Raw genomic sequence first — 22101 nt, 5'->3', positions numbered from 1 at the left:
TTGGTTGCAAGTTCCGCGCGCGGCAAAAGATTGCCATCTCTCCGCGTAAGGGGCCGGAAACGCAGAATTTTTCGGAATTTTTGAGTTGATTGCGATTGGCTGTGGGTTTTTTGTCGCGGTATGCGATAGAACATGCCGTACGTCAGAAAGTATTCGCTGAGAAAAGACCGACAGGCCCGCTCATGACTGCACAGAATGCCGTTCCCTCGACGCTACGGATCGCCGTGGCCCAGCTCAATCCAACGGTCGGCGACATCGCCGGCAATCTGGCGAAGGCACGCGAGGCGCGCGCGGATGCGGCGCGCCAGGATGCCGACTTGCTGGTGTTCACCGAACTCTTCATCTCTGGCTACCCGCCCGAAGACCTCGTGCTGAAACCTGCGTTTCTGAAGGCCTGCTTGCAGGCGGTCGAGAAGTTCGCCGCTGAAACGGCTGATGGCGGGCCGGGCGTTGTCATCGGCTTTCCCCGTCAGGCCGGAGCGCTCCGCCATAATTCGATCGCCGTCCTGGACGGAGGCAAGATCATCGCGATCCGCGACAAGGTGGATCTGCCGAATTACGGGGAGTTCGACGAAAAGCGCGTGTTCGACGCCGGAGGAATGCCCGGTCCCGTCAACTTCCGCGGCGTGCGCATCGGCATACCGATCTGCGAGGATATCTGGGGCGATCTCGGCGTCTGCGAGACCCTCAAGGAAAGCGGCGCCGAAATCCTGCTTTCCCCGAACGGTTCGCCCTATTATCGCGGCAAGGTCGATGTCCGCCATCAGGTTGTGCTGAAACAGGTCATCGAGACCGGCCTGCCGATGATCTATGCCAACCAGCTCGGCGGACAGGACGAGCTCATCTTCGACGGTGCGAGCTTCGCCTTCAATGCGGACAAGTCGCTGGCCTTCCAGATGAGCCAGTTCGAGGAAGCGGTCGCGATCTCGGAATGGAGGCGAGGCGAGGACGGTTGGGCTTCGTCCAACGGGCTCAATTCACGCATCCCGGAAAGCGAAGAGGCGGATTACCGCGCCTGCATGCTGGGCCTCAGGGACTACGTCAACAAGAATGGCTTCAAGAATGTCGTGCTCGGCCTTTCGGGCGGCATCGATTCGGCGATCTGCACGGCGCTAGCGGTTGATGCACTTGGCGAGGAGCGTGTGCGCACGGTGATGCTGCCTTACCGATATACGTCGCAAGAATCGCTGAAGGACGCCGAGGCCTGCGCCAAGGCGCTCGGCTGCCGCTACGATATCGTTGCCATCGAGGAGCCGGTCGAGGGCTTCCTCAGCGCGCTCTCGGATGCATTCGAGGGCACGGAATCCGGGATCACGGAGGAGAACCTCCAGAGCCGCACGCGCGGGACGATCCTGATGGCGATCTCCAACAAGTTCGGTTCGATGGTGGTCACGACCGGCAACAAATCCGAGATGTCGGTCGGCTACGCCACGCTCTATGGCGACATGAACGGCGGCTTCAACCCGATCAAGGATCTCTACAAGATGCAGGTCTATGCCCTTTCGCGCTGGCGCAACAGTGCGGTGCCGCCGGGCGCGCTCGGGCCTTCGGGTGAAGTCATCCCGCAGAACATCATCGACAAGGCCCCATCCGCCGAACTTCGGCCGAACCAGACCGACCAGGATTCGCTGCCGCCTTATCCGGTGCTCGACGACATCCTCGAATGCCTCGTGGAGAAGGAGATGAGCACCGAGGAAATCGTCGCGCGTGGCCATGACGAGCCGACGGTCCATCGCATCGAACACCTGCTTTACATTGCGGAATACAAGCGCCGCCAGTCGGCTCCGGGCGTGAAGATCACCAAGAAGAACTTCGGTCGCGACCGGCGCTATCCGATTACCAATCGCTTCCGTGACAGGGGGTAGTGATGCGCAGCTCGGTGGAGATCTTCGACATCGGCAGCGGCGAGACACGCGTCGTCTGGCAGACCGAACGGCTGGTCGAGGCGCCGAACTGGTCGGCGGATGGACGTTTTCTTGTCATCAATGGCGACGGGCAGCTCTATCGCCTCCCGCTCGACGGCTCCGAACCGGTGGAGATCGACACGGGCTTTGCCCGGGAGTGCAACAACGACCATGGTATTTCCCCGGACGGGCGAACACTCGTCATCAGCGACAAGACCGAATTCGGCAAGTCGGCGATCTACGTCCTGCCGATCGAGGGCGGTTCGCCCCGCTTGGTGACGCCGAACCTGCCATCCTACTGGCACGGCTGGTCGCCGGACGGGCGGACACTTGCCTATTGCGGCATCCGCGACCAGGTCTTCGACATCTACACGATCCCGGTCGAAGGCGGCGACGAGCGTCGACTGACGATGGGCGAGGGCCGCAATGACGGACCGGACTGGTCGCCGGACGGGCGCTGGATCTATTTCAATTCGAGCCGCACCGGTCGCATGCAGATCTGGCGCATTCGCCCTGATGGCAGCGACGTGCAACGCATCACCGACAGCCCTTATGGCGACTGGTTCCCTCATCCTTCGCCTGACGGCCGGCACCTTCTGGTGCTTTCCTACGACGGCGATGTCTTCGATCACCCACGCGACCTTGACGTCAGGCTGCGCCTTATGGACCCGGAAGGCGGCAATGCGCGCGTTCTGTTCGAGCTCTTCGGCGGGCAGGGGACGATGAACGTTCCGAACTGGTCGCCGTCGGGCGAGGCATTTGCGTTCGTGCGATATCAGCCCGAGTGACTCCCTCGCGGCATGTACGCCGCCTCAGGCGGCCGGTAGATTGTAAGGCGTGATCACCTCGACCGCGGATAGACGTTGGCTTCCGGAGCCGGTGAGAGCCGCCCTTTTCCCCATGAATGCGCGAAATGCAGTACGTGCGTCGGTCTTCAAGTCGTGATGCAGGACGAAATGCACCCGTCCGTCCCTCAGGAGTTCCAGATTATCCTGATCGAGATCATGAGCGATGAAGATTGAGCAAGTGCGGTCGAGCCGACGGAAAGCGGCGAGCACGGCCCGGTTTCCTCCACCGATCGAATAGGCGGCGTTGATCTCGGGATGGCGCGTTAGCGCCTCAAGGGCGAGGGCGCCGGTTTCGTCGTTCTTGCCGTAACCCTCGCTAATCTCGACGATGCCGACCGAAGGGTAGCGTGCGCGCAATATCCGGCGGAAACCAATCTCCCGTTCTTCCTCCCCGCGAAAACGGTTGCTCGAGATCGTGACCAATACGGTCGCCGCCTGATGGGCAAAGCGCTCGCCGATCAGATAGGCGGCGGTCTCGCCGGCCGCGCGGTTGTCGGCACCGGCATAGGCCGTTCTGGCGGAGTGGGGCAGATCTGTGACGAGCGTCACCACCGCAATCCTTGCGCTTTCGAGCCGTGCCACGGCAGCGGTCACCTCCGGCACATCCGGTGCCTTGAGGACGATGCCATCGGTGCCGCGCAGGCGGATTCGGTCGAGCAATTGCGCGATCTCCTGCGCCCGCATCGTTTCCGCGAAATGAAAGCGGCAGCGGAAGATCGTCGGCCTGAAGGTCGTCGCTTCGTTTTCGAAAGCGTGTCGCACCGCCTCGGTAAAGCGCTCCGGCGCTTCCATGACCACATCGATTGCGTATTTCCGCCCCTGGATCTCCAGACCGGCCTGCTGCTTCTCAAGCTCGCGGATCGCCGCCTTGACGCGGGCTATCGTCTGCGGGCGAACACCCGCCCGATCATTGAGCACACGGTCGACCGTGGCGGTGCTCACGCCTGCCTGGAATGCGATATCCTTGACGAGAAACGGATGCGCCACGCCAGGGCCTCCTGATGGTTTTTTGATGGATTTCTGCTCTATCTCGGAATTGGGCGATACGTATAGTCGATAAAATGGTTTGCGAGGAGAATGCCCGATGAAGACCGACAACACGGCGAGGAGGCGCGTCGAACGCGTATGGCTGACGGAGGATTCCTGCAGCATCGAGGCGTTTCGCGTCGAGGTCGAGCGCCGCACCAACCCGGCAGACTATCCGCATGCGGCGGATTGCCAGAAGAACATCCTTATCTACGACAGCGCCAGCCTTATTGCCGCTTGCGCGACGGACGATGGCCGGCGCGCGGCCCTGGCGGAGATTTGCGAGGTCCTTGCAGAAGGGCCGGGCGTTGCGGTGTTCAAGCGCGCCTTCGCTGATACGAGCGTCATAGACGAGGCAAGCCGCATCTTCGACGACATCATCGAGGAGCAACACCGCACCAACAGTGGCGGCGGCGACCATTTCGCCAAACCGGGCGCCAACGACCGGATCTGGAATTCGCTGGAGAAGCATTGCCTGTGCGCTCCAGAAAATTTCGCGGCCTACTACGGCAACGCGGTCATCGCCCTCGCCAGCGAGGCCTGGCTCGGGCCGAACTACCAGATGACGGCGCAGGTGAACCGCGTCAATCCGGGTGGGGCCGCGCAATCGGCGCATCGGGACTATCATCTCGGCTTCCAGACGTCGGCGGTCATCGAGCGATATCCCGCGCACGTGCACAAGCTCTCGCCGGTGCTGACGCTGCAAGGCGCCGTCGCCCATTGCGACATGCCTCTCGAAAGCGGGCCAACCTTGTTCCTGCCCTACAGCCAGACCTATGTGCCCGGCTATCTCGCGCTCAAGCGACCGGAATTCAAAGCCTACTTCGACGAGAACCACATCCAGCTTCCGCTTGAGAAGGGCGATGCGGTGTTCTTCAACCCGGCGCTCTTCCATGCCGCCGGCACCAACCGCTCGGCCGACATCAAGCGTGTAGCAAATCTCCTCCAGGTCTCCTCCGCCTTCGGACGCGCGATGGAAACAGTTGATCGCGAGCGAATGTGCGGCGTGCTCTATCCCGCCCTGAAGGCTCTCGCGGCCGATGGAAAGCTTTCAGTCGCCGAGATCGCCAATGCGATTGCCTCCTGCGCCGAAGGTTATTCGTTCCCGACCAATCTCGATCGCGACCCACCGCTCGGCGGCCTGGCGCCGAAGACGCAGGCGCAGCTGATGCATGAAGCTCTCGCGGCTGGTTGGGACACCGGGACCTTCGTGGAGGTACTCGCCGCGCAGACAACGAAGAAAAAAAGCTGAGGAAGGCCCGAGAGTTAAGGCTTCGGCCGCTGCGGGTGGAGCCTGAAACTGCAAATCTATCCCAAGGAGGATTTCATGAGCACGGAATATGGTCGTCTCGATGGCAAGATCGCCATCGTTACCGGTGGCACGCAAGGGCTCGGCGCGACGATCGCCGCGCTCTTTGCCGAACGGGGCGCGACCGGTATCGTCATCTGCGGGCGCAATGCCGCGAAAGGCGAGGCGAAAGCGGCCGAAATCAGCAAGGCGACCGGTACCAAGGTGGTCTATGTCCCGGCCGATCTTGAACTTGTGGAGGATGCCCGTCAGGTGGTCGCCACTTGCGACCGGGAGTTCGGCCGTGTGGATGCACTGGTGAACGCCGCCGCGATCACCGATCGCGGCACGATCCTCGACACGACGCCGGAACTCTTTGACCGCATGTTCGCAATCAATGTGCGCGCGCCCTTCTTCCTGATGCAGGAAACCGTGAAGGTGATGCGGCGCGAGAAGATCGAGGGCACCATCGTCAATATCGGCTCGATGTCGGCCAAGGCGGGCCAGCCCTTCATCGCCGCCTATTGCGCGTCGAAAGGCGCCCTGGAGACGCTGACCAAGAACACGGCTTACGCGCTTCTCCGCAACCGCATTCGCGTCAACGGGCTCAACATTGGCTGGATGGCGTCGGAGGGGGAGGATCGCATCCAGCGCGAATATCATGACGCACCGGCGGACTGGCTGGAGAAGGCTGCGGCGAACCAGCCTTTCGGCAGGCTTGTCGATCCGGCCGAGGTCGCGCGCGCCTGCGCCTATCTCTCCTCGGCGGAATCAGGCCTCATGACCGGTTCGGTGATCTGCTTCGACCAATCGATCTGGGGTGCCTATGACGGCTCGCCGCATCCGTCGGCGCCGCTCTGATCACCATGCCGCTCTGCGTTTTGCCAAGCGAAGGCGTCGCACAGGCGAGGTGTTTCGCTCGTCTTGCCTTTCGTCGGCGGCTGTGTCCATATGCGGCCGTCAGGTGCCCGCCGCGGCGGGAGAATCGGGAAGCCGGTGCAAGTCCGGAACGTGCCCAACGCTGTGATGGGGACGGTCACGCCAAAAATAAGGTTCTGTTTTGTTGCAGGGCTTTGCCACTGAATCTTGAAGCGATTTGGGAAGGCGGTGCGGCTGGATGATCCAAAGTCAGAAGACCGGCCTGGCGAGATAGACCGGCCCCGCGCGGACGGCGGGAGGTTGTGCATTGTTGGGGATCAAACGATGCGACCTGACCCGATTGGCTGCCTTGCGGCGGCCGGAGCCTTTTCGCCGGACGAACGTGCCGCCGTCTATCGCGCCATCGAAACACGCCGCGACGTGCGGGACGAGTTCCTTCCCGATCCGCTGCCCGACGAACTCATTGCCCGACTGCTTGGTGCCGCCCACAGCGCGCCTTCGGTTGGCTTCATGCAGCCCTGGAACTTCGTGCTCGTCCGTCAGGAGGAGACGCGCGAGAGGGTCTGGAAGGCCTTCGAGCGCGCCAATGAGGAAGCAGCGCTTATGTTCTCCGGCGAGGCGCAGACGAAATACCGCTCGCTGAAACTCGAAGGTATTCGCAAGGCGCCGCTCAGCATCTGCGTCACCTGCGATCGCACACGCGGTGGAGCGGTCGTGCTTGGACGAACGCACAATTCGCAGATGGACGTCTATTCGACCGTCTGTGCGGTCCAGAACCTCTGGCTCGCCGCACGTGCGGAAGGTGTCGGCGTCGGTTGGGTCAGCATCTTCCACGAGCGGGAGATCAAGGCGATTCTCGGCATACCCGAGCATATCGAAATCGTCGCCTGGCTTTGTCTTGGCTTCGTTGATCGGCTCTATCAGCAGCCGGAACTCGCGGTAAAAGGATGGCGTCAGCGCCTGCCGCTCGAGGATTTGGTCTTCGAGGAAGGGTGGGGCATTCAAGGATGAAATCGCGCTTGGATTTAACGGGATAGACGCGATACCTGCACCGTTGTGGGAGTAGACAATGCGGTGTCGGCGGGCGCTCGACCACTGGATCTGCGGCAGAACGATTCAATTGCCCTGGACCGGCTGGTAGCCCGGACCGAGCGGGTTCTTGAGATCGATAGCGCTTTCCTCCTGCGGCAGGAATGCCGGGCCTACGACACGGACCTTCCTGTTCTTCGGATCGTAGGGCCGCTCCTGCACGGGTTTGGCTTGCGCCGAACCCGCGGCCGGCTTCCGGTCGCCGTTGATCGTGATGACCGACGGTTCGCTGCCCGTCGTCGTCTTGCCGAGATCCGTAGCCGGACCTTTCGGGATCCGGCAGCCGCAGACCCCCGGTGCACCGACGCCACGCGCGCGGTAGGCAAATGCGGTCGGCAACTCGGTATAGGGCCTGCCGGTCGAGGCCGAGACCATCTGGTCACTCTCTTCCGTCGCGAGGGCGTGGTAGTAGAGTTCCGTCTCCGCACCGGGGCAGCGTGCCTGGCAAAGTTCGGCATCGCGCGCAAAATCTGCCGGCGTTGCATTTGAAGAGATCGGGAAAAAGGCACCGTCGCAGGTCCGCACGCACATGGTCCTGAGACTGCCGGCCGGCTCTTCGCTGAGCAACGGAAAGTCCTGCATTCCGGCATCGTCATTCAGCAGCGGGTAATCTTCACTGTCAGGTGGGAGATCCCGGAGGATGTTGCGGGGGAGATCGGTGTCGGCGCTGGCGAATTCGTCCTGCCCTTCGACCGGATCCGCGCCCGCCTCATCCTGGCAGCCGTTCAACTCCAGTGCCGCGAGAATACGCCGGCGCGTGTCGCCCGTGTCGCCCGATATCAGCGAGCGGCGGTGCGCCTTGAGCCTTTGAAGATTATCCTCCATGCGGGCGATCGTCTCATCGAGCGCGGCACATGCCTCGTCATTGTCGCCCCCGATCACGACGACACTGCCGGTGTTGCACTCCATGCGACGGCGCTCATTTTTTGCCCGACGGAGCTCGATGTTCTGGCGGGAGACGGCGCCGGTGAAATCGCGCAGGTTGGCTGTCGGGGTAACGATTGTCGAAAGATCGGTCAGTCGTGCGTTCAGGCGTTCACAAACGGTCGAGGCCGCCGCGCCGTCAGCCATCGCCAGCAGCGCCGGGAACAGGACCACCGCCATGCGTTTTAAGTTCCGGGACACGACACTCCGGGACACTGGCTCTCGTCTCTTTCTGCAATCCGGCGCGATCCTTTTCAAGGACGTCGGAAACTCCTGTTTTTCCCCATCATAAAGGGCTGCCGTGACAGTGCAACGTCAAGGCGGAGTCTGCGTTAATGACAACCGCAGCAAAGAGAAGAGGTCCGGACCCCGGAGCGGCCCGGCTACTGCATGTGTCCTTAGATCGTCGCCGACCTAAGGACGAAAACATGCAGCAATTCAAAGTACCACGACATATTTTTGCGCGTCTGATACGACGCGCGGCGCCGTAGGTTCGTCAGGCGGCCCGTGCGGTTTCGAGCGACATCGGGCGCTCAAGCACGGTTCCGTCGATCGCGGCCACATGCTTCATGGTATCGAGCAGTTCCCGCGTCACTTCCCACGCCACGGCCACGGCATAGACGGAGCCGATCCGGTGCGGCTCGGCAATGCGTTCTCCCGGGCACCCCATGCGCCGGAACATCCTTTCCAGGAAGACATCGGTGACCGTGACGATGTGGCTGATGCCGGAGGCAAGACCGAGTTCGCCGACGCCGCACATGAGTTCTGCGGCGGCGACCGTCACCTGGTTCGACGAGCGGTCCTGCGAAATATCCGGATCGATGCAGAAGCGGCTCGATTCCCAGACGGAGGCACTGCGGATTTCAGGATTGTCGCCGAGCAGGATCGGAAATGTATCATCCAGCATATTCGGCCCAAGCGTCGGCAGCAGCCGCAGCGATCCGCGCAATTTTCCGGTTTCCGGTGAATACGACATTACATAGAGAGGGTTCGCCTTGTCGTAGTGGTCGATTTCCCACTCGCCGTCGGTCTTCACGTCCCATTTGAGGAAGTCATGGAACACGCGCTTGCGCAGCCGGAACATTTCGTCGATGGCCCGCGGGTGCTGTCCGCGAGCGTTGCCGTTCAGAATCCTGATCATCTTTCGCTCCATCGTTTTTGCGCGATGGGCAGATGCTGTCAGGCTCAAGTGACACATGTAACTGTCTATAGTGACAGTTTAAAAGCGCATTTTTTCCCACTAAATTTGCGGGGGTTTGTTCCGAGGTCTGACGGGTAACCGTGTGACCGAACCCGTCAGATGGTGGGGATCAGCGCGTGGCGAACCGCCTGAGCCACGGCCTGTGTATTGGAGACGACGTTCAATTTGCGGCGCGCATTGGTCATGAAGAAGCGGACTGTACGCTCGGAAATGCCGAGGATCGTGGCGATTTCCCAGTAACTCTTGCCGGCAGCCGACCAGGTCAGCACTTCGGTCTCGCGGCCTGTCAGACGCATGTCGCGCTCATCGATTGCGCCTGCCATGGCGGCATGTTCCAGCATCGAAGCATGGAAGAGGTTGGCGGCCAACTGGAAATCGCGCAAATGGCAGCGCCGGTAGGCGGACCATTCCGCCGGCGACATATTGGCGTTGATGGCGAGGAGCGCCATGCGTCCTGCGGGTGACGGTAGCGGCAGCGCGACGCCTTCGGTCGAAAGCCCGATTTCCTCGGCGGCGTGAAAGAGCGGTTCGCATTCGGGAAAGCGCCGCCGCGCGGTCGTCCATTCGACAGGTCTTACGCCGCCAAGCGCAAGCCGCAGGATGGGGTCGATCCGGTAGAGGCCCTTCGAGAGATAGATCTCAGCGGCATAGGCGCCGAAGGTGTGGTGCAGTCGGCAGACCTTCAGGCCATCGGCAAGCGGCTCCGCTTCAAGGTACAACAGATGCGCGATCTTGAAGGTCCGGCGCATCAACGCAAAGAATTGCTCCGGTTCGGCGCAGCCCCCGTACTCCACGATGTCCAGTAGATCGAGGACAGCCTGTTGATCAGTCATGCCGCAACACCGAATCTTGTCCTGCAACAAGCATGGTAAGGGGGGCATGCTTTGTCTAGTGTAATATTTCGCAAACGCTGCAACTGCTACCCCCTCCTCAATCCAAGGTTGAATTTCGACTGGAGTAAACGCCGGACCGCCCGGTTGGCGGCCCGGCGGAGTGTCTGTCCGCTATACCGGATGGCTTGCCTCCACGACCGCAAGTGCGGCCATGTTGACCACGCCGCGCGATGTGACGGACGGCGAAAGAATGTGTGCCGGCAGCGCCGAGCCGAGCAGGATTGGCCCGACATGCAGGCTGTCCGTCATGGTCTTGACCACGCCGAGCGTAATGTTGGCTGCGTCCAGATTCGGGAAGACGAGCAGATTGGCTTCGCCGTTCAGCGTGCTGTCCGGCATCACGCGCTGGCGGAGGATCTCGGAGATCGCCGAGTCGCCGTGCATCTCGCCGTCGACTTCGAGGTCGGGTGCGAGTTCGCGCACGAGATGCAACGCCTCACGCATTTTCGAGGCGCTTTCGGAATCGCGCGAACCGAAGTTCGAATGTGACACGAGCGCTGCGCGCGGCGTGATGCCGAAGCGGCGGATTTCTCCGGCCGCCATGGCCGTCGTCTGCGCGATCTGTTCGGCGCTCGGGTTGTAGCTCACATAGGTATCGGTGAAGAAGGTTGCACCGCGCTGCGAGATAAGCAGGCTCAACGCCGAGAAATCGAGAACCCCGGACCGCTTGCCGATGATCTGCGAAACGTCGCGCAGGTGCTTGCTGTAGCGTCCTTCGACGCCGCAGATCAGTGCATCCGCTTCGCCGCGCTTGACCGCAAGGGCGCCGATCACAGTCGTGTTCGTGCGCACGATCGTGCGGGCCGCTTCCGGGATCACGCCGCGGCGGCCTACGAGGGCGAAATAGTCGTCGACATAGTCGCGATAGCGCGGGTCTCCCTCGGGATTGACCACCTCGAAATCGACATCCGGACGGATTCGCAGGCCGTAGCGCCGAAGACGCGTCTCGATGATCTGCGGACGGCCGATCAGGATCGGCTTGGCGGTGCCTTCCTCAAGCAGGACCTGGGCGGCACGCAGCACCCGTTCATCCTCACCCTCCGCGAAGATGACGCGGTTCTTCGTAGCGTTCTTGGCCGCCGCGAAGACCGGCTTCATGATGAATCCGGAGCGGAAGACGAAGCGGTTCAGCTTGTCGAGATAGGCGTCGAAATCCTGGATGGGGCGGCTCGCGACACCGCTTTCGGCCGCCGCCTTCGCAACAGCCGGAGCGATGCGCAGGATCAGCCGCTGATCGAACGGCGAGGGGATGAGGTAGTCGGGTCCGAAGATCGGCGTTTCGCCCGTATAGGCCCGCGCGGCGACGTCGGAAGGCTCCTCGCGCGCCAGTCCGGCGATTGCCCGAACGGCCGCCATCTTCATCTCTTCATTGATCGTGCGCGCACCGCAATCGAGCGCGCCGCGGAAGATGTGCGGAAAGCAGAGAACGTTGTTGACCTGGTTCGGGAAGTCCGACCGGCCGGTGCAGATCATCGCGTCCGGGCGTGCCGCGCGCGCAACTTCCGGCATGATCTCGGGCGTCGGGTTGGCAAGCGCCATGATCAGCGGCTTCTCGGCCATCTGGGCGAGCAGTTCGGGCTTGAGGACGCCGGCCGCCGAAAGACCGAGGAAGACGTCGGCCCCACCGATGCTGTCGGCGAGCACGCGGTTGTCGCTCTCCTGTGCGTAGACGGCCTTCCACTCGTCCATCAGCGCCTCGCGACCCTTGTAGACAAGGCCCTCGATGTCGTGGACCCAGATATTCTCCCGCTTGGCGCCGAGCGTGACGAGCAGGTTGAGGCAGGCGAGCGCCGCCGCGCCCGCACCGGAGGCGACGATCTTCGCCTCGGCAATATCCTTGCCCGCGAGTTCGAGGCCGTTCAGAACGGCGGCGGCGACGATGATCGCGGTTCCATGCTGGTCGTCATGGAAGACCGGTATCTCCATCTTCTCGCGCAGGCGCCGCTCCACCTCGAAGCATTCCGGCGCCTTTATGTCCTCGAGATTGATGCCGCCGAAGGTCGGCTCCAGGGCCGAAATGACGTCGACCATGCGCTCGACGCTCGGAGCATCGATCTCGATGTCGAACACGTCAATGCCGGCGAACTTCTTGAAGAGCACGGCCTTGCCTTCCATGACCGGCTTGGAGGCGAGCGGGCCGATGTTGCCGAGGCCGAGAACGGCCGTGCCGTTGGAAATCACCGCGACGAGATTGGCGCGCGCCGTGAAATCGGCGGCTGTCTCGGGATTGTCCTTGATGGCGAGGCAGGGCGCGGCGACGCCGGGCGAGTAGGCCAGCGCCAGATCGCGCTGGTTGCCGAGCGGCTTGGTCGGCTGGATTTCAAGCTTGCCCGGGCGAGGATAGCGGTGGAAGAAAAGTGCCTGCTGGTCGATATCTCCGCTCGCCGGAACCGATTGGGATTTCGCTTTTTCGCCCGTATTCATGCCTTGCATTCCTCTTTCTTGGTCGAGGCCTTTTGGCATGAATTGCGGGCGGCGTACAGTTTTCGCCGCGGTTCTTTTGCGGCGCGCGGATTGTCGCAGCACAGCCCGTGTCATCTTCCTGAAACACGAGTCTGATTTTGACGGGTTCAAAAGGCTCAACCAAGACGAGGCTCGCATGACCGCGGCATCGGTATCCCAACAGAACTCGGTTCGGAAACTGCGGACGCTCTTCATCTCCGACGTCCACCTGGGCTCCAAGGCAGCCAAGACCGACTACCTGCTCGATTTCCTGCGCCATCACGAGGCGGAAACGATCATCCTCGTCGGGGATATCGTCGACGGTTGGCGCCTGAAGCGCAGCTGGTACTGGCCGCAGCCCTGCAATGACGTTGTCCAGAAGCTGTTGCGCAAGGCGCGCAAAGGCTCCCGCATCATCTACATTCCCGGCAATCACGACGAATTCATGCGGGATTTTCCCGGCGTGCATTTCGGCGGCATCGAGGTGGCGCAGCGCCATATGCATAAGGGCGCCGACGGGCGTAACTATCTCGTCCTGCACGGCGACGAATTCGACGTCGTGGTGCGCAATGCGCGCGTGCTCGCCTATCTCGGCGACTGGGCCTACGACATGGCGATCGCCATCAACATCGGGCTGGCGGCGATTCGCCGTCGCCTTGGCATGCCCTATTGGTCGTTCTCCTCCTGGGCAAAGCTGCAGGTCAAGCATGCGGTGAATTTCATCGGCGAGTTCCAAAAGGTCGTTGCCGAGGAGGCGCGGCGCCACGACGCACAGGGAGTCATCTGCGGCCATATTCATCACGCGGTGATCGAGGAGATCGGTGACGTCCGCTACATCAACACCGGCGACTGGGTCGAAAGCTGCACGGCGATCGCCGAGCATTACGACGGCAGGATGGAGCTTATCACCTGGCACCGGATGGGTGGCGGCCTGGCCGAGGTGGAAAGCTCGAGCGAGGCCGAAAAGATGCTGGCGCAGGTCCTCTCGCCACAGGCCGCCTGACCCTTTAGAGGCGCGGGCCCGAATGCGAGGGCAAGTTTTTCCCTCGCTTTTTTCCGAGACGCACCTGTGGCGAAAACTAGCTTATGGTGAGCGGCGACGCGGTTGTGCTAGAGATGACGCACAGCCATCAGGTCACTCCATGATTCCCTCATCCGCGCCCCCGAACGTGGGGCCTCCGCCGCGCAAGTTCGCGCTCCGCATAGCGCTGCTTTTTTGTGCGCCGTTGATCGTCAACGGCTTTGCCATGCCGTATTTTCCGGTCTGGCTCAGCACGCTGTCGATGACCGACTTCGAGATTGGCGTCGTTCTCGCCGTGCCGATGTTCATTCGCGTCATCACGGCACCGCTCGCGGGCTTGCTTGCGGATAGGATCGGCGAACGGGTGATCGTGCTAATCTGGTCAGCCGTTCTGTCGCTCGTGACGGCCTTCGTTCTTTTCTATGCGCACAGCTTCTGGCCCGTGCTCATCATCTATGCGCTGCAATCTGCGGTCTATTCGCCCTATGTGCCGATCGTCGAAGCGATCGCGCTTTCGGGCGTGAGGCGTTGGGGCTTCGATTATGCTCACATGCGCGTCTGGGGATCGGTGGCCTTCATCGGTGCGACCATGCTTGGCGGCTGGATGATCGGCAGATTTGGCGGTCCAATGGTGCTGCCGGCGATGGCCGCTGGCTTCGGACTTATGGTCCTGATGGCCCTTTTGGCGCCGCGGGTCGGCCGGCCGCGACGTCCGTCGCCGATCACTGCGCTGACCGAGCCACCGCCGCAATCGCTGCGCCAGCCCGACCTGCAACTGCTCCTGATCGGCGTCACGATGGTGAACAGCAGCCATGCGATGCTCTTCGCCTTCTCGGCCATCTACTGGCAGCATATCGGCTACAGCGGCACGCAGATCGGAGCGCTCTGGAGCGCCGGCGTGGCAGCCGAAGTGCTGATGTTCGTTTTCGCCAAGGCCATCATCCGACGCTTCAGCGTCTGGGCGATGATCTTCTCCGGCTGTGGGCTTGCCGTCGTGCGCTGGCTGATCTTCCCGATGGATCTCGGCTTCTCCGGCTATTTCGTCCTGCAGTGTTTCCACGCCTTCACCTATGCGATCATGCATACGGGCATGCAGCACAAGCTGGTGGAGAGGGTCGCGGAAGAGCAGGAGGCTTCGGCCCAAGGCCTCTATTTCTTCTACACCGGCTTCTTCACGGCGATTTTCACGTTCTTGTCAGGCTATTTCTATGCCTGGTTCGGCGTCGACGGCTTCTATTCGATGTCGGCGGTCGCCCTCATCGGCTGCTGTTTCGCCTTTGCCGGCTGGTATCTTCAGCCCCAGAGGCTGGCCTCAGGCGGAAAGACGAGAGAAGCTTCGTAGCGCAGGCCAGGCTTGCGATCTTCCGCAAGCAGGAGCGGACCGTCGAGATCGACGAAATCGGCGCCCTGAGCGACGAGCATTGCCGGCGCCATGGCAAGCGAGCTGCCGACCATGCAGCCCACCATGATCTTGAGCCCGAGCGCCTCGGCCGCGGCGCGCATGCAAAGTGCTTCGGTCAATCCGCCTGTCTTGTCGAGCTTGATGTTGACCGCATCGTAGCGTCCGGCAAGATTTTTGAGGTCATCGGTCCCATGCACGCTTTCGTCGGCGCAGAGCGGAACCGGGCGCGTGATCGAAGCGAGCGCCTGATCCCGGCCTGCCGGCAGCGGTTGCTCGACGAGAGCGATGCCGTTTTCCGCGCAAGCTGCAAAATGGGCGGCGAGATTGTGCTCCGTCCAGCCCTCGTTCGCATCGAGGATGATGCGGCTCTCCGGCGCCCCTTGGCGGACGGCGCGGATGCGCGACGTGTCGTCCGCCGTGCCGACCTTCACCTTCAGCAGCGCGCGATGCGCGTATTTTTGCGCCTGCGCCATCATCTCTTCCGGTTCGCCGAGGGAGAGGGTGTAGGCGGTCGTCAGCGGGACCGGAGCAGCGATGCCGGCCAGTGCATAGGCGGGCGTGCCGCTTTGTTTCGCCTCCAGGTCCCAGAGAGCGCAGTCGACCGCATTGCGAGCGGCGCCGGGCGGCATGTCCTTCTGCAGCTCAGCGCGCGTCAATCCGCTCTCGATCGACGGACGAACCGCCTCGATCGCGGCCAGAACCGATTCGAGCGATTCGCCATAGCGGGCATAGGGCACGCACTCGCCCCAGCCGGTTACCTCGCCGTCGCTGATTTGGCAGGCGATGACGCTCGCGGTGGTCTTCGAGCCGCGAGAAATCGTGAAAACACCGGCGATCGGAAAGTGTTGGACGGTTGTTGTCAGGAAATGTGGCATTGGATCTTCTCCGCCGGGCCTTATTGATGACATCACCGCCATCACCCGCTATGACGTTCTGCATTTTAGAAGCGCATTGGACAGTGTATCTTTTCAGCCGCACAAAGGTCGCTGTACGACTTTGAATTTCTGCACGATTTTGTCCTTAAATCGAATCTGGTTTAAGGAATTGTGCAAAGGCCAACCGGGAAGACCAGGATCACGTGACGCGTTCTCCATCCAAGATCGCTGCAGATGTCACGCTCGACGAGAGCGCGAGGGAGCAAGGCAAGCGTTACGTCTTTAGCGGCAACTGGCGGCATGAGACAGCCGAGGCGATGGCCGCGAAGCTGAAGAAGCTTGGGCGTCCTTCCGGCGGGCGATATGAGTTCGATTTTTCCGGCATTACGGCGATGGATACGGCCGGGGCCTGGATCATCCGCCGGTTCATGAACGGCATTGCGGGCGAGGCCGGCGCGGACGTGCATTTCGCGAGCGGCGGCCAGCGTTATGTCGAGCTGGTGCAGGCGCTGCCGGAAAAGTTGCGCTCCCCGGAACGCGACACCACGAGACTTCCGCTTTTCCAGCGGCTGTTTGCGCCGATCGGCGAGGTAACCGTGTCTATATGGACCGACACGGTCGCGGCGATGTTCATCCTCGGCTCCGCCGTCCGCGGCGCTCAGTTGAAGCTCGGGCGTCATGCGGGCGTCTCGCCCGCCGCGATCGTGCACCAGATCGACCGCATGGGCGTCATGGCGGTGCCGATCATCACGCTCATGTCGTTTCTGATCGGCGCCATCATTGCCCAGCAGGGCGCCTTCCAGCTCAGGTCCTTCGGCGCCGAGATCTTCGTCGTCGATCTTGTCGGCATCCTGCAGCTGCGCGAAATCGGCGTGCTGCTCACAGCGATCATGATCGCCGGCCGGTCCGGCAGTGCGATCACCGCCGAAATCGGCTCGATGAAGATGCGCGAGGAAGTCGATGCGCTGAAGGTCATGGGCCTCAGCCCCGTCGGCGTTCTGGTGTTCCCGCGCCTTGTCGCGCTCACTATCGTGCTGCCGCTCCTGACGATCATCGCGAACTTCGCGGCGCTGACCGGGGCGGCGCTCGTTGCCTGGAGCTATTCAGGCATCACGATCCCGACGTTCCTGGCGCGGCTGCAGGAAGCTGTCGATTTCTCGTCGGTGGCGGCGGGTATGATCAAGGCGCCCTTCATGGCGCTGATCATCGGTGTGGTGGCGGCTGTAGAAGGCCTCAAGGTCGGCGGCAGCGCGGAGTCGCTTGGGCGGCGTGTGACCTCGTCGGTCGTCAAATCGATCTTCGTCGTCATTCTTATCGACGGGTTGTTCGCCATGTTCTACGCGGCAATCGACTTCTGAGGCAGGCGGCATGGTTGAAGCGGTAATGGAAAAATCGGAGGAAGCGGCGGAGCGGCGCGAAGCCGTGCTTTCCGTTCGTGACCTGACGGTCGGTTTCGGCGATAATATCGTTCTCGACAAACTCAATCTCGAGGTGTTGCGCGGAGAGATCCTCGGCTTCGTCGGGGCTTCCGGTACGGGCAAATCGGTACTGATGCGCACGGTGCTCAGGCTTTTGCCCAAGCGGTCCGGCACGATCGAGATCCTGGGCGCCGAATACGAGAAGATGAGCGAGGCCGACCGCATAGCGCTCGACATGCGCCTCGGCGTGCTGTTTCAGCACGGCGCGCTTTTCTCCGCGCTGACGGTGCGCGAGAATATTCAGGTGCCGATGCGCGAGTATCTCGATCTGCCGCAGGATCTTATGGACGAGCTTGCACGGCTGAAAATCGAGCTGGTGGGCCTCGCGCCGGAAGCGGCGGAAAAATATCCGTCTGAGCTCTCCGGCGGCATGATCAAGCGCGCGGCACTTGCGCGTGCTCTTGCGCTCGACCCGGATCTCGTCTTTCTCGACGAGCCGACCTCGGGTCTCGATCCGATCGGCGCGGCGGAGTTCGACGAGTTGATTGCCAAGCTGCGCGACACGCTGGGATTGACCGTGTATATGGTGACGCACGATCTGGACAGCCTGTTCTCGGTCTGCGACCGGATCGCGGTTCTCGGGAAGAAACGCGTTCTGGTTTCCGGCACGGTTGAGGATATGCTCGCCTGTGAGGAGCCATGGGTGAAGTCCTATTTCCGCGGCAAGCGGGCGAGATCGATCGTTCGCGAGCATGAGTGATGCTCGCACGGCGCATGGTGGTGACAAGCTTCGGACAAGCCCGTTTGTCGAAGCAGTATGAATGAGCGGCTTGAAGTCGCGAAGGTAGTCGGAGCCAATGGAAACCAAAGCGAACTATGCCATTGTCGGCTTCTTCACGGTGTTCGTCATCGCGGCCGCATTCGGATTCGTCTACTGGATGTCGCAGTACGGCCGAAGCGGTGAGATGGTCGAGCTCGTGGTCAATATACCGGGCTCGGCCAACGGCCTGTCCGTCGGTTCACCGGTGCGTTTCAACGGCATCAATGTCGGCACCGTTCGCAACCTCGCGATCGACGCGAATGATCCGCGCTTTTCTATTGCCATCACCGAGGTTTCGACGGACGCGCCCGTGCTCAAGTCCACGAAGGCCACGCTCGAAGTGCAGGGGCTGACCGGTGCCGCCTATATCGAACTCAGCGGCGGCAACAAGGGCGACGAGAACATCCTGAAGACCGCTATCGAAAAAGGGACGCAGGCGCACATCCTCGCCGACCAATCGAGCGTTACCAGCCTGCTGGCGACCGCGGACCAGATCCTCGACCGGGCGAACAACGCCATTGGCGACATACAGGGCTTCGTCATGGAAGTACGCGGTCCGCTCACCACGACGATCGGCAATGCCGAACGCTTTTCCAAGGCGCTTGCCGACAATTCCGGCGCGATCGACGACTTCCTGAAGAGCGTCGGGGAGCTCTCGACGACGGTCAGCGCCGCGTCCAAGAAGCTCGACACGACGCTTGCCAGCGCCGACGCGTTGATCAAATCGGTGGACCCGAAGAAGATCGATCGCATTGTCAGCAATGTCGAGCAGGTGAGCAACGACCTCAAGGCCGCCTCCGGCGGCGTTTCGGAGACGATCGCCACCTTCAGGCGAACCGTGGAAACCTACCAGGAGGTAGGCAGGAACGCGCAGCAGACGCTGAAGCGCGTCGATACGCTGGTCGCATCGGTTGATACCCAGAAGGTCGAACTGGTCGTCAACGACATCTCGGCCGCGAGCGCCGATGCTCGCAAGACCGTCGCCCGGATATCCGATTTTGCGGAGAAGATTTCCGCACGGCAGGAGGATATCGACCAGACGATTACCGATTTCACGGAGATGTCGAACAAGCTGAACGCGGCGTCGAACCGCGTCGACGGCATTTTGGTCAAAATCGATGGCTTCCTCGGCGATGCGGACGCGCCGTCGCTTTCCGCCCAAGCGCGTTCCACGCTCGAGGCGTTCCGCAAGATGGCCGACAGCCTCAACGCACAGATTGGTCCCATTACAGAAAACCTGAGGCGCTTCTCGAATTCGGGGCTGCGGGACGTAGAGGCACTCGTCACCGATACGCGCCGCACGGTGCAGAGCCTGGAGAATACGATTTCAACCTTCGACAAAAACCCGCAAAGACTGCTTTTCGGGGGCGAAACGGTAAAGCAGTATGATGGCCGCACGCGACGGTGATTCGCGCGTTGATCGAACGTTGCAAGCGGCATGCACCCGACGGGTTAGGCTGGAAATTGCGCCGGAGTGGATGGGGATATTGGCAGTATGAATTTGCGGGGGCTGGTAGTTGTGCGTAGGGGTAGGGTGACCCGGTCCGCCGTAATCTTCTCATTGGCAATGGCACTCGCGGGTTGCGGCACGCGCGCAGCCGTCAACGACACGTTCAGTCTCGCATCGTCGCCCATCGTCCAGGGACAGGCATCGACCGGCAGGCAGATTCTCGTGCCCGAGCCGACCGCGCTCCAGACCCTCAACAACAATCAGATCGTCATCCGGCTATCCAGATCGGAACTGCAATATCTCGCCAGGGCGCAATGGGGCGACCGGCTCCCGAGGATGGTGCAGGACAAGCTCGTCCAGACCTTCGACAACACCGGGAAGGTGGGGGGCGTCGGCAAGCCGGGCCAGGGCCTTGCAATCGACTACCAGCTCATCACGGAGATCCGATCCTTCGAGATCTCCACAGAAGGTGCGGACACGGCGGTCGTCGAGATCTTCGCCAAGCTGCTCAACGATCGTGACGGCACTGTCCGGACGCAGCGCGCTTTCCGTGCCGGCGTGCCCGTGCGGGGCGCGAACAGCCCAGCCTTCGTCGCCGCCCTCGACGCGGCCTTTGCCCAGGTCGCTGCGGAGATCGTCAGCTGGACGCTCGCGTCCATCTGAACTCCAGTCCACGTCTTCGCCCCGACGGCAGTTAGGTGATGCATCGATCCGGAGGCGCGCTTAGCCCGTGCCGACTTTCGAAAGCTCGATGTGGTTGATCACTTCGGCAACGCCCTCGACCGCCTTTGCCGCTTCCTCTGCGCGGACCATTTCCTCCCTGGTCGCCACCGTTCCGCCGAGCACTGCGGTGTTGCCGGTGACAGTGACGGTAACATCAATGGCGTCCAGTCCAGGCGAGACCGCGAGATAGTGCGCGACGCGGCGTTCGAGTTCGGCAGGATGCTCGGCCGGTTGTCTCTCCGGCTCGTTGCCGAAGAATGTCCGTTTCTTGAAAATCATGCGCCGATCCTTCTCTCTTGAGGAAAGAACGCCGGCCGCAGGGTTTTGTTCGCTCGGCCCTGTTCGACGCCCGCGGCGCTTCCGTCCGCGTCACGGCCAGCGCACGACCGGGGGAAGGGAAGAGAGGATCGATTCGACGTTCCCGCCGGTCTTGAGGCCGAAAATCGTGCCGCGGTCGTAGAGCAGATTGAATTCGACGTAGCGCCCGCGGCGAACCAGCTGCTCGTCACGATCCTCTTCCGTCCACGGGGCGTTGAAATTTGCCCGGACGATTTTCGGATACACGAGAGCGAAGGCCTTGCCGACATCGCGTGTAAAGGCGAAGTCCGCCTGCCAGCCGCCCAGTTCATCCGGCGAATGCAGCCAATCGTAGAAGATGCCGCCGGTGCCGCGCGGTTCGTTCCTGTGTTTGAGGAAGAAGTACTCGTCGCACCATGCCTTGAACCTCGCGTGATCGGCGACCGCATGGCGATTGCAGGTGATTTCCATCGCCCGGTGGAAGAGCAGCGTGTCCGGGTCGGTCATGACGCGCCGGCGATCGAGAACGGGCGTGAGGTCGGCGCCGCCGCCGAACCAGTGGCTCGTCGTCACGACCATGCGGGTATTCATGTGCACGGCGGGGACATTGGGGTTCACCGGATGGACAATCAGCGAAATGCCGGACGCCCAGAAGCGCGGATCCTCGCTGGCGCCGGGGATCTGTTCGCGAAACTCCGGCGAAAATTCGCCATAGACGGTGGATGTGTGGACGCCGACCTTCTCGAAGACGCGACCCTCCATCATCGACATGCGGCCGCCACCGCCGGCTCCCTCCTCGCGCAGCCAGTCCTTGCCGACGAAGCGGCCCGGCGGCTGGTCGGAAAGCGGTCCGGTCAGTTCATCCTCCAGCGTCTCGAAGGCCGCGCAAATCGTATTGCGCAGGCTTTCGAACCAGGCTTTCGCCTCGGCCTTCTTGTCTTCGATGTCAGCAGGCAGACCCTGCGGCAATTGCGGTCTTTCCATGGGAATTCAGCTTCCATTCGCGGCCTTTCGCGCGGGAAAGCCGCCGATTCGAGTGGTTTCGCCACAGTTCATATTTTTGCCCGGATGGCAACGGCGCGACCTTACCAACAGACTAGCGCAGGAATAGGCCGAGATTAGAAACGATCTCGCCAATCCGGGTCGCCCGCGGCGCAGGACGGCTTCCGACGAGGGCTGGCAATCACGCGGCAGTCATCCTATCTTCCCTGTAGAGGTATGGCCCATGGCAAAAATACCCGCAGGACCGCCGCTTGAAGGTTTGCGGCGTCAGATTGCCCGGCACCGCCGGGAGAACCCCACGCGGAGCGACAGGCTCTTCGTGCGAGAGACGTTCAGGCTCGAGCGAAGCGCCGCTCGCGCCAAGGCGCGCGAATGGTTCGAGACCTGGCCAAAGGCGGCCTACTGGACCGAGGTGGAAAGCTGGCGCCAGCTCGATGGCGATGAGATCGAGTTCACCATGCGCCGGCTGCCAAGCGCCGACTGATCGCCACCGAACTTCGCTTGGCATTTACGATGCCTCCGGCGGTTTTCATTTGCATGCCACGATCACTGTGCGCCCGCGAAAATAAGCGGCGCCCGGGGAAACATGGTCGCCACAG

The 22101-nt window shown here is 62.0% G+C and carries 20 protein-coding genes and 1 riboswitch; of the genes, 12 read left to right on the top strand and 8 right to left on the bottom strand.

Translation table 11 applies throughout. From position 1 onward, the window contains the following. The first annotated feature begins 182 nt into the window (after positions 1-182). Positions 183-1865: an NAD+ synthase gene (locus tag QN224_RS14925; RefSeq protein WP_269283323.1), complete on the top strand. Its 1683-nt coding sequence runs from the start codon at positions 183-185 to the stop codon at positions 1863-1865. Positions 1866-1867: 2 nt separating this feature from the next. Beyond that, entirely contained in the window at positions 1868-2692 is an 825-nt protein-coding gene (locus QN224_RS14920) for a TolB family protein (RefSeq protein WP_283977326.1), read from the top strand. 24 nt (positions 2693-2716) lie between these two features. On the opposite strand, the gene QN224_RS14915 is transcribed toward QN224_RS14920, so the two are convergent. After that, positions 2717-3739, bottom strand: a complete 1023-nt coding sequence (locus QN224_RS14915; protein ID WP_283977325.1) for a LacI family DNA-binding transcriptional regulator — start codon at positions 3737-3739, stop codon at positions 2717-2719. A gap of 97 nt (positions 3740-3836) precedes the next feature. On the opposite strand from QN224_RS14915, the gene QN224_RS14910 reads away from it, so the two are divergent. From QN224_RS14910 to bluB, 3 genes are all read left to right on the top strand, one after another. Then, positions 3837-5030, top strand: a complete 1194-nt coding sequence (locus QN224_RS14910; protein WP_283977324.1) for a phytanoyl-CoA dioxygenase family protein — start codon at positions 3837-3839, stop codon at positions 5028-5030. Positions 5031-5105: 75 nt separating this feature from the next. After that, positions 5106-5927 (top strand): SDR family oxidoreductase, encoded by an 822-nt coding sequence (locus tag QN224_RS14905; RefSeq protein WP_283977323.1) that lies wholly within the window; start codon positions 5106-5108, stop codon positions 5925-5927. An 84-nt stretch (positions 5928-6011) separates the two neighbouring features. After that, positions 6012-6226: riboswitch (cobalamin riboswitch) on the top strand. A 43-nt stretch (positions 6227-6269) separates the two neighbouring features. Further along, positions 6270-6956, top strand: a complete 687-nt coding sequence (bluB, locus tag QN224_RS14900) for a 5,6-dimethylbenzimidazole synthase (protein WP_173513202.1) — start codon at positions 6270-6272, stop codon at positions 6954-6956. Between the two features lie 105 nt (positions 6957-7061). Here the strand turns inward: bluB and QN224_RS14895 are convergent, their stop codons facing one another. The 4 genes from QN224_RS14895 to QN224_RS14880 all read right to left on the bottom strand — a co-directional run bounded on the left by QN224_RS14895 (position 7062) and on the right by QN224_RS14880 (position 12476). Continuing rightward, positions 7062-8174: a DUF2865 domain-containing protein gene (locus tag QN224_RS14895; RefSeq protein WP_283977322.1), complete on the bottom strand. Its 1113-nt coding sequence runs from the start codon at positions 8172-8174 to the stop codon at positions 7062-7064. A gap of 280 nt (positions 8175-8454) precedes the next feature. Continuing rightward, positions 8455-9099 carry an acyl-homoserine-lactone synthase gene (locus QN224_RS14890; RefSeq protein WP_173513204.1) on the bottom strand — a complete coding sequence of 215 codons (645 nt, stop codon included), beginning with the start codon at positions 9097-9099 and terminating at the stop codon, positions 8455-8457. 155 nt (positions 9100-9254) lie between these two features. Continuing rightward, positions 9255-9992 carry a LuxR C-terminal-related transcriptional regulator gene (locus tag QN224_RS14885; protein ID WP_173513205.1) on the bottom strand — a complete coding sequence of 246 codons (738 nt, stop codon included), beginning with the start codon at positions 9990-9992 and terminating at the stop codon, positions 9255-9257. Positions 9993-10163: 171 nt separating this feature from the next. Next, the gene (locus tag QN224_RS14880; RefSeq protein WP_173513206.1) at positions 10164-12476 is read right to left on the bottom strand and encodes an NADP-dependent malic enzyme; all 2313 of its coding nucleotides are present in this window, start codon (positions 12474-12476) and stop codon (positions 10164-10166) included. 175 nt (positions 12477-12651) lie between these two features. Here QN224_RS14880 and QN224_RS14875 point away from each other — a divergent pair, with 175 nt between their 5' ends. Both QN224_RS14875 and QN224_RS14870 read left to right on the top strand, forming a co-directional pair. After that, entirely contained in the window at positions 12652-13497 is an 846-nt protein-coding gene (locus QN224_RS14875; protein ID WP_173513207.1) for a UDP-2,3-diacylglucosamine diphosphatase, read from the top strand. A gap of 139 nt (positions 13498-13636) precedes the next feature. Beyond that, positions 13637-14857, top strand: a complete 1221-nt coding sequence (locus QN224_RS14870) for an MFS transporter (RefSeq protein WP_283977321.1) — start codon at positions 13637-13639, stop codon at positions 14855-14857. Here the strand turns inward: QN224_RS14870 and dgcA are convergent. Further along, positions 14809-15792 carry an N-acetyl-D-Glu racemase DgcA gene (gene dgcA / locus QN224_RS14865; protein WP_283977320.1) on the bottom strand — a complete coding sequence of 328 codons (984 nt, stop codon included), beginning with the start codon at positions 15790-15792 and terminating at the stop codon, positions 14809-14811. The two genes, QN224_RS14870 and dgcA, sit on opposite strands and share 49 nt — an antisense overlap. Before the next feature lie 203 nt (positions 15793-15995). Between dgcA and QN224_RS14860 the strand changes: the two genes are divergently transcribed. From QN224_RS14860 to QN224_RS14845, 4 genes are all read left to right on the top strand, one after another. Then, the gene (locus QN224_RS14860) at positions 15996-17150 is read left to right on the top strand and encodes an ABC transporter permease (RefSeq protein ID WP_283977319.1); all 1155 of its coding nucleotides are present in this window, start codon (positions 15996-15998) and stop codon (positions 17148-17150) included. A gap of 10 nt (positions 17151-17160) precedes the next feature. Beyond that, positions 17161-17970, top strand: coding sequence for an ABC transporter ATP-binding protein (locus tag QN224_RS14855; RefSeq protein WP_269283353.1), 810 nt, complete (start codon positions 17161-17163; stop codon positions 17968-17970). Between the two features lie 97 nt (positions 17971-18067). Beyond that, the gene (locus QN224_RS14850) at positions 18068-19438 is read left to right on the top strand and encodes an MlaD family protein (protein ID WP_283977318.1); all 1371 of its coding nucleotides are present in this window, start codon (positions 18068-18070) and stop codon (positions 19436-19438) included. Positions 19439-19525: 87 nt separating this feature from the next. Then, the gene (locus QN224_RS14845; RefSeq protein ID WP_283977317.1) at positions 19526-20143 is read left to right on the top strand and encodes an ABC-type transport auxiliary lipoprotein family protein; all 618 of its coding nucleotides are present in this window, start codon (positions 19526-19528) and stop codon (positions 20141-20143) included. 60 nt (positions 20144-20203) lie between these two features. Here the strand turns inward: QN224_RS14845 and QN224_RS14840 are convergent, their stop codons facing one another. Both QN224_RS14840 and hemF read right to left on the bottom strand, forming a co-directional pair. Then, on the bottom strand, positions 20204-20482 hold the full coding sequence (locus QN224_RS14840; protein ID WP_283977316.1) for a BON domain-containing protein: 279 nt from the start codon (positions 20480-20482) through the stop codon (positions 20204-20206). A gap of 90 nt (positions 20483-20572) precedes the next feature. Then, positions 20573-21484, bottom strand: coding sequence for an oxygen-dependent coproporphyrinogen oxidase (gene hemF, locus QN224_RS14835; RefSeq protein WP_283977315.1), 912 nt, complete (start codon positions 21482-21484; stop codon positions 20573-20575). Positions 21485-21725: 241 nt separating this feature from the next. Between hemF and QN224_RS14830 the strand changes: the two genes are divergently transcribed. Next, on the top strand, positions 21726-21986 hold the full coding sequence (locus QN224_RS14830) for a hypothetical protein (RefSeq protein ID WP_173513216.1): 261 nt from the start codon (positions 21726-21728) through the stop codon (positions 21984-21986). Positions 21987-22101: the final 115 nt, after the last annotated feature.

Origin of the sequence: Sinorhizobium sp. 7-81, from assembly GCF_030124405.1 — a bacterium.
Classification (GTDB): Bacteria; Pseudomonadota; Alphaproteobacteria; order Rhizobiales; family Rhizobiaceae; genus Sinorhizobium; species Sinorhizobium psoraleae.
The sequence above is the reverse complement of the archived record's forward strand: the minus strand, read 5'-3'. Positions and strand labels throughout refer to the sequence as shown.

Excerpts from the sequence above, each read along its gene's own strand:
- QN224_RS14925 (WP_269283323.1), top strand. The coding sequence starts at position 183 with ATGACTGCACAGAATGCCGTTCCCTCGACGCTACGGATCGCCGTGGCC.
- QN224_RS14880 (WP_173513206.1), bottom strand. The coding sequence starts at position 12,476 with ATGAATACGGGCGAAAAAGCGAAATCCCAATCGGTTCCGGCGAGCGGA.
- hemF (WP_283977315.1), bottom strand. The coding sequence starts at position 21,484 with ATGGAAAGACCGCAATTGCCGCAGGGTCTGCCTGCTGACATCGAAGAC.
- QN224_RS14845 (WP_283977317.1), top strand. The coding sequence starts at position 19,526 with ATGAATTTGCGGGGGCTGGTAGTTGTGCGTAGGGGTAGGGTGACCCGG.
- QN224_RS14885 (WP_173513205.1), bottom strand. The coding sequence starts at position 9,992 with ATGACTGATCAACAGGCTGTCCTCGATCTACTGGACATCGTGGAGTAC.
- bluB (WP_173513202.1), top strand. The coding sequence starts at position 6,270 with ATGCGACCTGACCCGATTGGCTGCCTTGCGGCGGCCGGAGCCTTTTCG.
- QN224_RS14875 (WP_173513207.1), top strand. The coding sequence starts at position 12,652 with ATGACCGCGGCATCGGTATCCCAACAGAACTCGGTTCGGAAACTGCGG.
- QN224_RS14840 (WP_283977316.1), bottom strand. The coding sequence starts at position 20,482 with ATGATTTTCAAGAAACGGACATTCTTCGGCAACGAGCCGGAGAGACAA.
- QN224_RS14850 (WP_283977318.1), top strand. The coding sequence starts at position 18,068 with ATGGAAACCAAAGCGAACTATGCCATTGTCGGCTTCTTCACGGTGTTC.
- QN224_RS14920 (WP_283977326.1), top strand. The coding sequence starts at position 1,868 with ATGCGCAGCTCGGTGGAGATCTTCGACATCGGCAGCGGCGAGACACGC.
- QN224_RS14870 (WP_283977321.1), top strand. The coding sequence starts at position 13,637 with ATGATTCCCTCATCCGCGCCCCCGAACGTGGGGCCTCCGCCGCGCAAG.
- QN224_RS14905 (WP_283977323.1), top strand. The coding sequence starts at position 5,106 with ATGAGCACGGAATATGGTCGTCTCGATGGCAAGATCGCCATCGTTACC.
- QN224_RS14910 (WP_283977324.1), top strand. The coding sequence starts at position 3,837 with ATGAAGACCGACAACACGGCGAGGAGGCGCGTCGAACGCGTATGGCTG.
- QN224_RS14855 (WP_269283353.1), top strand. The coding sequence starts at position 17,161 with ATGGTTGAAGCGGTAATGGAAAAATCGGAGGAAGCGGCGGAGCGGCGC.
- dgcA (WP_283977320.1), bottom strand. The coding sequence starts at position 15,792 with ATGCCACATTTCCTGACAACAACCGTCCAACACTTTCCGATCGCCGGT.
- QN224_RS14890 (WP_173513204.1), bottom strand. The coding sequence starts at position 9,099 with ATGATCAGGATTCTGAACGGCAACGCTCGCGGACAGCACCCGCGGGCC.
- QN224_RS14830 (WP_173513216.1), top strand. The coding sequence starts at position 21,726 with ATGGCAAAAATACCCGCAGGACCGCCGCTTGAAGGTTTGCGGCGTCAG.